The sequence below is a fragment of the Nocardia sp. NPDC024068 genome, assembly GCF_040638875.1.
Classification (GTDB): Bacteria; Actinomycetota; Actinomycetes; order Mycobacteriales; family Mycobacteriaceae; genus Nocardia.
Window position 1 is genome coordinate 1 of the sequence record NZ_JBEZYU010000113.1, and the last position, 4,755, is coordinate 4,755.

The 4,755-nt window shown below is 66.2% G+C and carries 5 protein-coding genes; all 5 read right to left on the minus strand.

All coding sequences use genetic code 11. The features are described 5' to 3' along the window. Nucleotides 1-555: 555 nt before the first annotated feature. The 5 genes from AB0F41_RS31385 to proC all read right to left on the minus strand — a co-directional run bounded on the left by AB0F41_RS31385 (nucleotide 556) and on the right by proC (nucleotide 4,372). On the minus strand, nucleotides 556-1,569 hold the full coding sequence (locus AB0F41_RS31385; protein WP_357430190.1) for a lysophospholipid acyltransferase family protein: 1,014 nt from the start codon (nucleotides 1,567-1,569) through the stop codon (nucleotides 556-558). After that, a complete protein-coding gene (locus tag AB0F41_RS31390) occupies nucleotides 1,566-2,639 on the minus strand; it encodes an NAD-dependent epimerase/dehydratase family protein (RefSeq protein ID WP_357430192.1) in 1,074 nt (357 codons plus the stop codon). The genes AB0F41_RS31385 and AB0F41_RS31390 overlap by 4 nt, the downstream gene beginning before the upstream one ends. Before the next feature lie 189 nt (nucleotides 2,640-2,828). Continuing rightward, nucleotides 2,829-2,930 (minus strand): AURKAIP1/COX24 domain-containing protein, encoded by a 102-nt coding sequence (locus AB0F41_RS31395; protein ID WP_003402602.1) that lies wholly within the window; start codon nucleotides 2,928-2,930, stop codon nucleotides 2,829-2,831. A 229-nt stretch (nucleotides 2,931-3,159) separates the two neighbouring features. Beyond that, entirely contained in the window at nucleotides 3,160-3,408 is a 249-nt protein-coding gene (locus AB0F41_RS31400) for a helix-turn-helix domain-containing protein (RefSeq protein WP_357430194.1), read from the minus strand. A 145-nt stretch (nucleotides 3,409-3,553) separates the two neighbouring features. After that, complete coding sequence (proC, locus tag AB0F41_RS31405) at nucleotides 3,554-4,372, minus strand: pyrroline-5-carboxylate reductase (RefSeq protein WP_357430196.1); 819 nt, start codon at nucleotides 4,370-4,372, stop codon at nucleotides 3,554-3,556. Nucleotides 4,373-4,755: the final 383 nt, after the last annotated feature.

Sequence of the window (4,755 nt, forward strand, 5' to 3'; positions counted from 1 at the left end):
CGCCACATGCGCTTCGAGGGCTGACAGCAGACGCGGGCCGAACCCTTTCAGGGCCTCGCTGAACTCGGCACCGAGAAAGTGACCCATTCCGTGGATGCGCCCGGTCCGGATCGGAACCGGGGGGTGACGCCGGTACCGGACCAGGCGCTGCGTAGTGCAGGGTGCGTTCGCGGAGATCTCTCGTTTTATCCGGATGGTCGCATCCGTGAAGGGTGGGGCCCGCCCGGTTCTGGAGCGACCAGAGGGAGGGAGCGCAGCGACTGACCGGCGGGAGTGAAGAACCGGGATGCAGGGCCCCACCCTCGAGGCGCGGAGCGCCTCCAAAATCACAGCCCGACCCTTGACGGAGGCGTCGATCCGAACTCACCTTCACGGAGGGTTCGCTTCAACCCCCTCCCCGACCCTTCGCGGAGGCGTCGATCCGAACACCCCTTTCGCGGAGGGGCCGCTCCAACCCCCTCCGCGACCCTTGGCGGAGGCGTCGATCCGCCCCCTTGACGGAGGGGCCGCTTCAACCCCCACCCTTCCTCGAAAGGGCGGAGGCGCTCCAACGCTTCACCCCATGAAAGCGTTGCGCCGCTTTATCAGGAGTTTGTAGAGGGTTTGCTGGATGGTTTCGCGAACCTGGTCGGTGACCTCGAACATGAGCATCGGGTCGTCGGCGTCTTCGGCGACGTAGTCCGTGGTGCTGATCGGGGCGCCGAATTCGATGTACCACTTCGACGGCAGCGGGATCGCGCCCAGCGGGCCCAGATGCGGGAAGGTGGGGGTCACCGGGAAGTACGGCAGGCCGAGCAACCGGGCCAGCGGCTTGATATCGGCGAGCTTCGGGTAGATCTCCTCGGACCCGACGATCGAGCACGGAATGATCGGCACTCCGGCCTTCACCGCGGCGGCCACGAACCCGCCGCGACCGAAGCGCTGCAGTTTGTAGCGGTCCGCGTACTTTTTGCCGACCCCTTTGAATCCCTCCGGGAACACGCCGGTGAGTTCGCCCGAACGCAGCAGGCGCTCGGCGTCGGGGCGGCAGGCCAGGGTGTGGCCGGCCTTGCGGGCGAGAGTGCCCAGCATCGGCACCTCGAAGACGAGATCGGCCGCGAGTAGCCGTAGCGCGCGCTGTTTCGGATGGCTGTCGTGGACCGCGAGCTGAAGCATCAGTCCGTCGAGGGGAACGGTGCCGGCGTGGTTCGCCACGATCAGCGCGCCACCGGCCTCTGGGATGTTCTCCATCCCGTTGACCTGAACGCGGAACCAGTTGTCCGCGAGCGGGCGCAGCGCGGGGAGGAGGACCGATTCGAGCAGATGCTCGTCGAACCCGAACTCGTCGACCTGGTAGTCGCCGGTGAGCCGGCGCCGGGCGAATTCGGCAGTGCGGCCGATCTGCTTGCCGACGGCGTCGCGCATCAGATCGGCCATCGAACGGGGGGCGGGCGGCTCCGCCGGACCGAGACGGTCGGTCAGCGAAGTCACCGAGCTGTCCGCGGGACCGGCCCAGTTCCGGGCCGCGGGTCGTTGCCGCGGCACGGTAGCGAGATCTTGCAGCCGAATGACTTTGGCGACGTCGTTCATGTATGTGCTCCCGTACCGGCCCCGAGAAGGCCGAGCAGTTTGTTTTCTGCGGCGTCGATCCACGCTGGATCGACTACGGGCCGCAACGCTGCGCCCCCGGTGAAGTCGTCGAACGCCTGTACCGTCGTCCAGCGCGGCTCGAAACCGAGTTCGGTGCGCATTCGCGTCGTATCCAGACCACAACCGAAAAGGAAATAGTCGAGCTGCTCGGAACTGAAATCACGCATAACCGGGCCCATCAAGGTCCGGCCGACGGTGCGGAACACTGACCACGGTACCGGTACCGCGACCCTTCCGGCACGACGCACCGCTTGGGAAAGCGAGAGAGCGCCGTCGCCGGCGACGTTGTAGGTACCACCCGGACCGGACCGGGTGGCATGAACGAGGGCTGCGACCGCATCCTCTTCGTGCAGGAATTGCATCCGCGCGTCCCGTCCGAGCACTGTGGGAGTGATCGGCGAGCGCAACATCTGCGCGGCGCGGCCACCGAGACCGGGCCCCACGATCGGCGCGAGGCGCAATGTTATGGCATTGATATCCGGGCGGCGTCGAGCCAGCCCGCGCGCAAAGCCTTCGATCTCGATCAGATCGCGCGCGAACCAGCCGCCCGGTGCCCTCCGGGCGCTCATTTCCTCGGTGAACTTCGCTGGATCCTTGGCACTGCCCCCGTATACCCCCGAAGTCGAGCGCAACACCACCCGGCGCACAGTCGGTGACTTCTGGCAGACCGCGAACAACTGCATCGCGCCCAGAACGTTCATATCCTTCATCGCGACCCGGCCCCCACCCGACGGCGGCTGCGACAGCACCGCGGTATGCACGACGGTGTCGACCTGGTAACGCTCGATAACTTTGCGGATCAACGGATTCCGGATATCGGCGCGCACGAATTCGGCGCGGCCCATTCGCCGGCGCAGCGGCGGGCTCGGGGTGAGTACATCGACTGCGATAACGCGTTCGATATCGGGATCGGAGGCCAGCGAGCACACGACATTGCCGCCGAAGTAGCGGCTGGCGCCGGTCACCAGCACGACTCGGGGCCTGTATTCGCCGTTCGCTTCAGTGTCCATCTGCACCGGACCAATCCACCTCGAGCATCGATCCCCCGCTCATGAGTTCCGAGTACCAGCGTAACGGCCCCAGCCGTGACCCCCGGCTTATTAACGGGGACCTAACCCCAACTTCAGTCGATCGAAACGCAACGAAAACCCGCCACCGAATGGTAGCGGGTTTCGTGGATTGCGACGCGCGAGTTGCGCTTACTTGCCGAGTTTGCGCCGCTGCACGCGGGTACGACGAAGCAGCTTGCGGTGCTTCTTCTTCGACATGCGCTTGCGGCGCTTCTTGATCACAGAACCCATAGGGTGTCCTCGCGTTCTCTCCTCGGCGCTTCCATGCGCTCGCTTACGTCAACTGTCCGGTCGTATGCCCGGTTGCCTGGTGGCCGAAAACTCGCAGCCCCTCCGGGGGCAGACCCTCGGCCCTGCAGACGGCGGCTACGCCCGACCACGACAGGGCCGCAGCAAGCCACCGATCCAACACAGCGAGGGTTGATGTTACCGGCCCGCCGGGCGGTGCCGGTAACCGCCTTCACCCGGCATCGAAGTAGGACGTCTCCAGATATTCGTGCACCGCCTTGGCATGCACCCGGAACGATCTCCCGACGCGTACCGCCGGTAACTCGCCCGAGTGCACCAGCCGGTACACCGTCATCTTGGAAACTCTCATCAAATTCGCCACTTCGGCGACGGTGAGGAAATGCGTACCACCGCCGAGTATCGATTGTCCGGGCGACGAACCACCGCCGCCGCTAGCGGACATCTTGTTCGAAGACATCATCGCACCACTGACCTCCGGCACGTCCGCGCCGCCGGCTTCCCCACCGGCGGAACAGACACGCACGTGCTCCTTGAAGCTTAGCGGGACCAGTGGGATTACTGCGACGGGAGTGAGAAATCAGGTTCATACGCTGGGGGTCAGCCGGTCATTCCGACGACGCTCCCTGTTCCGCCGACCGCTGCTTGGCCGCATGTAGCGCCTCCAGGAACGCCGACCGCAGACCCGCCCGCTCCAACTCACGCACCGCTGCCGCCGTCGTACCCGCCGGCGAGGTGACCGCGGCCCGCAGATCTACCGCGCTCTGACCCGACTCGGCCAGCATGGCGGCCGAACCCAGCATGGTCTGGTTGACAAGCTGCGTGGCGATATCGCGGGTCAGCCCGAGCCCCACTCCCGCCTCGACCATGGCCTCCACCACCAGGAAGAAATACGCCGGCCCGGACCCCGACACCGCCGTCACCGCGTCCATCTGGGCCTCCGGAACCACGCACACCTGGCCCACGGTGCTCAGCAGCTCGGTCACCAGGTCCAATTGCTCGGGCTTGGCGTAGCGGCCCGCAGCCAGCACACTCATGCCCGCGCCGACCAGCATCGGCGTATTCGGCATAACCCTGACCACCGGGAAACCGGCCGGCAATTTGCCCTCCAGCCGTGCCGTCGGCACCCCCGCCGCCAGCGACACCAGGATCTGATCCCGATCGCCGCCCAGATCCGCCTTCCCGAGCTCGGTGAGCACCGCGTCCACATCCCCCGGCTTCACCGCCACCACCAGCAGATCCGCCCCCACCGCGGCATCGTCGACGGAATCGGTGACCCGGACCCCCAACCGCTGCCCCAGCAACTCGGCCCGGTCGGTATGTGTCTCGACCACAACCAGATCCTTGACGGGCCGCCCGGCCTCGAGCAGACCGGCAATCAAAGCCTCACCGATCCGGCCACCGCCGATCACTGCAATACGTGTCATGAAGCCATTTTCGCCCCGCCCCCGATCCGCCGGGGTTCGGGGCTGGAATTTTGGAGCGGCTCCGCCGCTCGAGGGTGGGGCCCTATTAACCCGATTCTTCACTCCCGCCGGTCGGTCGCTGCGCTCCCTCCCTCTGGTCGCTCCAGAACCGGGCGGGCCCCACCCAGGACAGATAGCGACCATCCGGATAAAGACGTGAGATCTCCGCGAAGGCACCCCGTACTACGCAGCGCATGGTCCGGTACCAGCGTCACCACCCGGTTCCGATCCGAACCAGGCTGGTCCACGGAATGGGTCACCTTCTCGGTGCCGAGTTCAGCGAGGCCCACAAAGGGTTCGGCCCGCGTCTGCTGTCAGCCCTCGAAGCGCATGTGGCGAAGCCA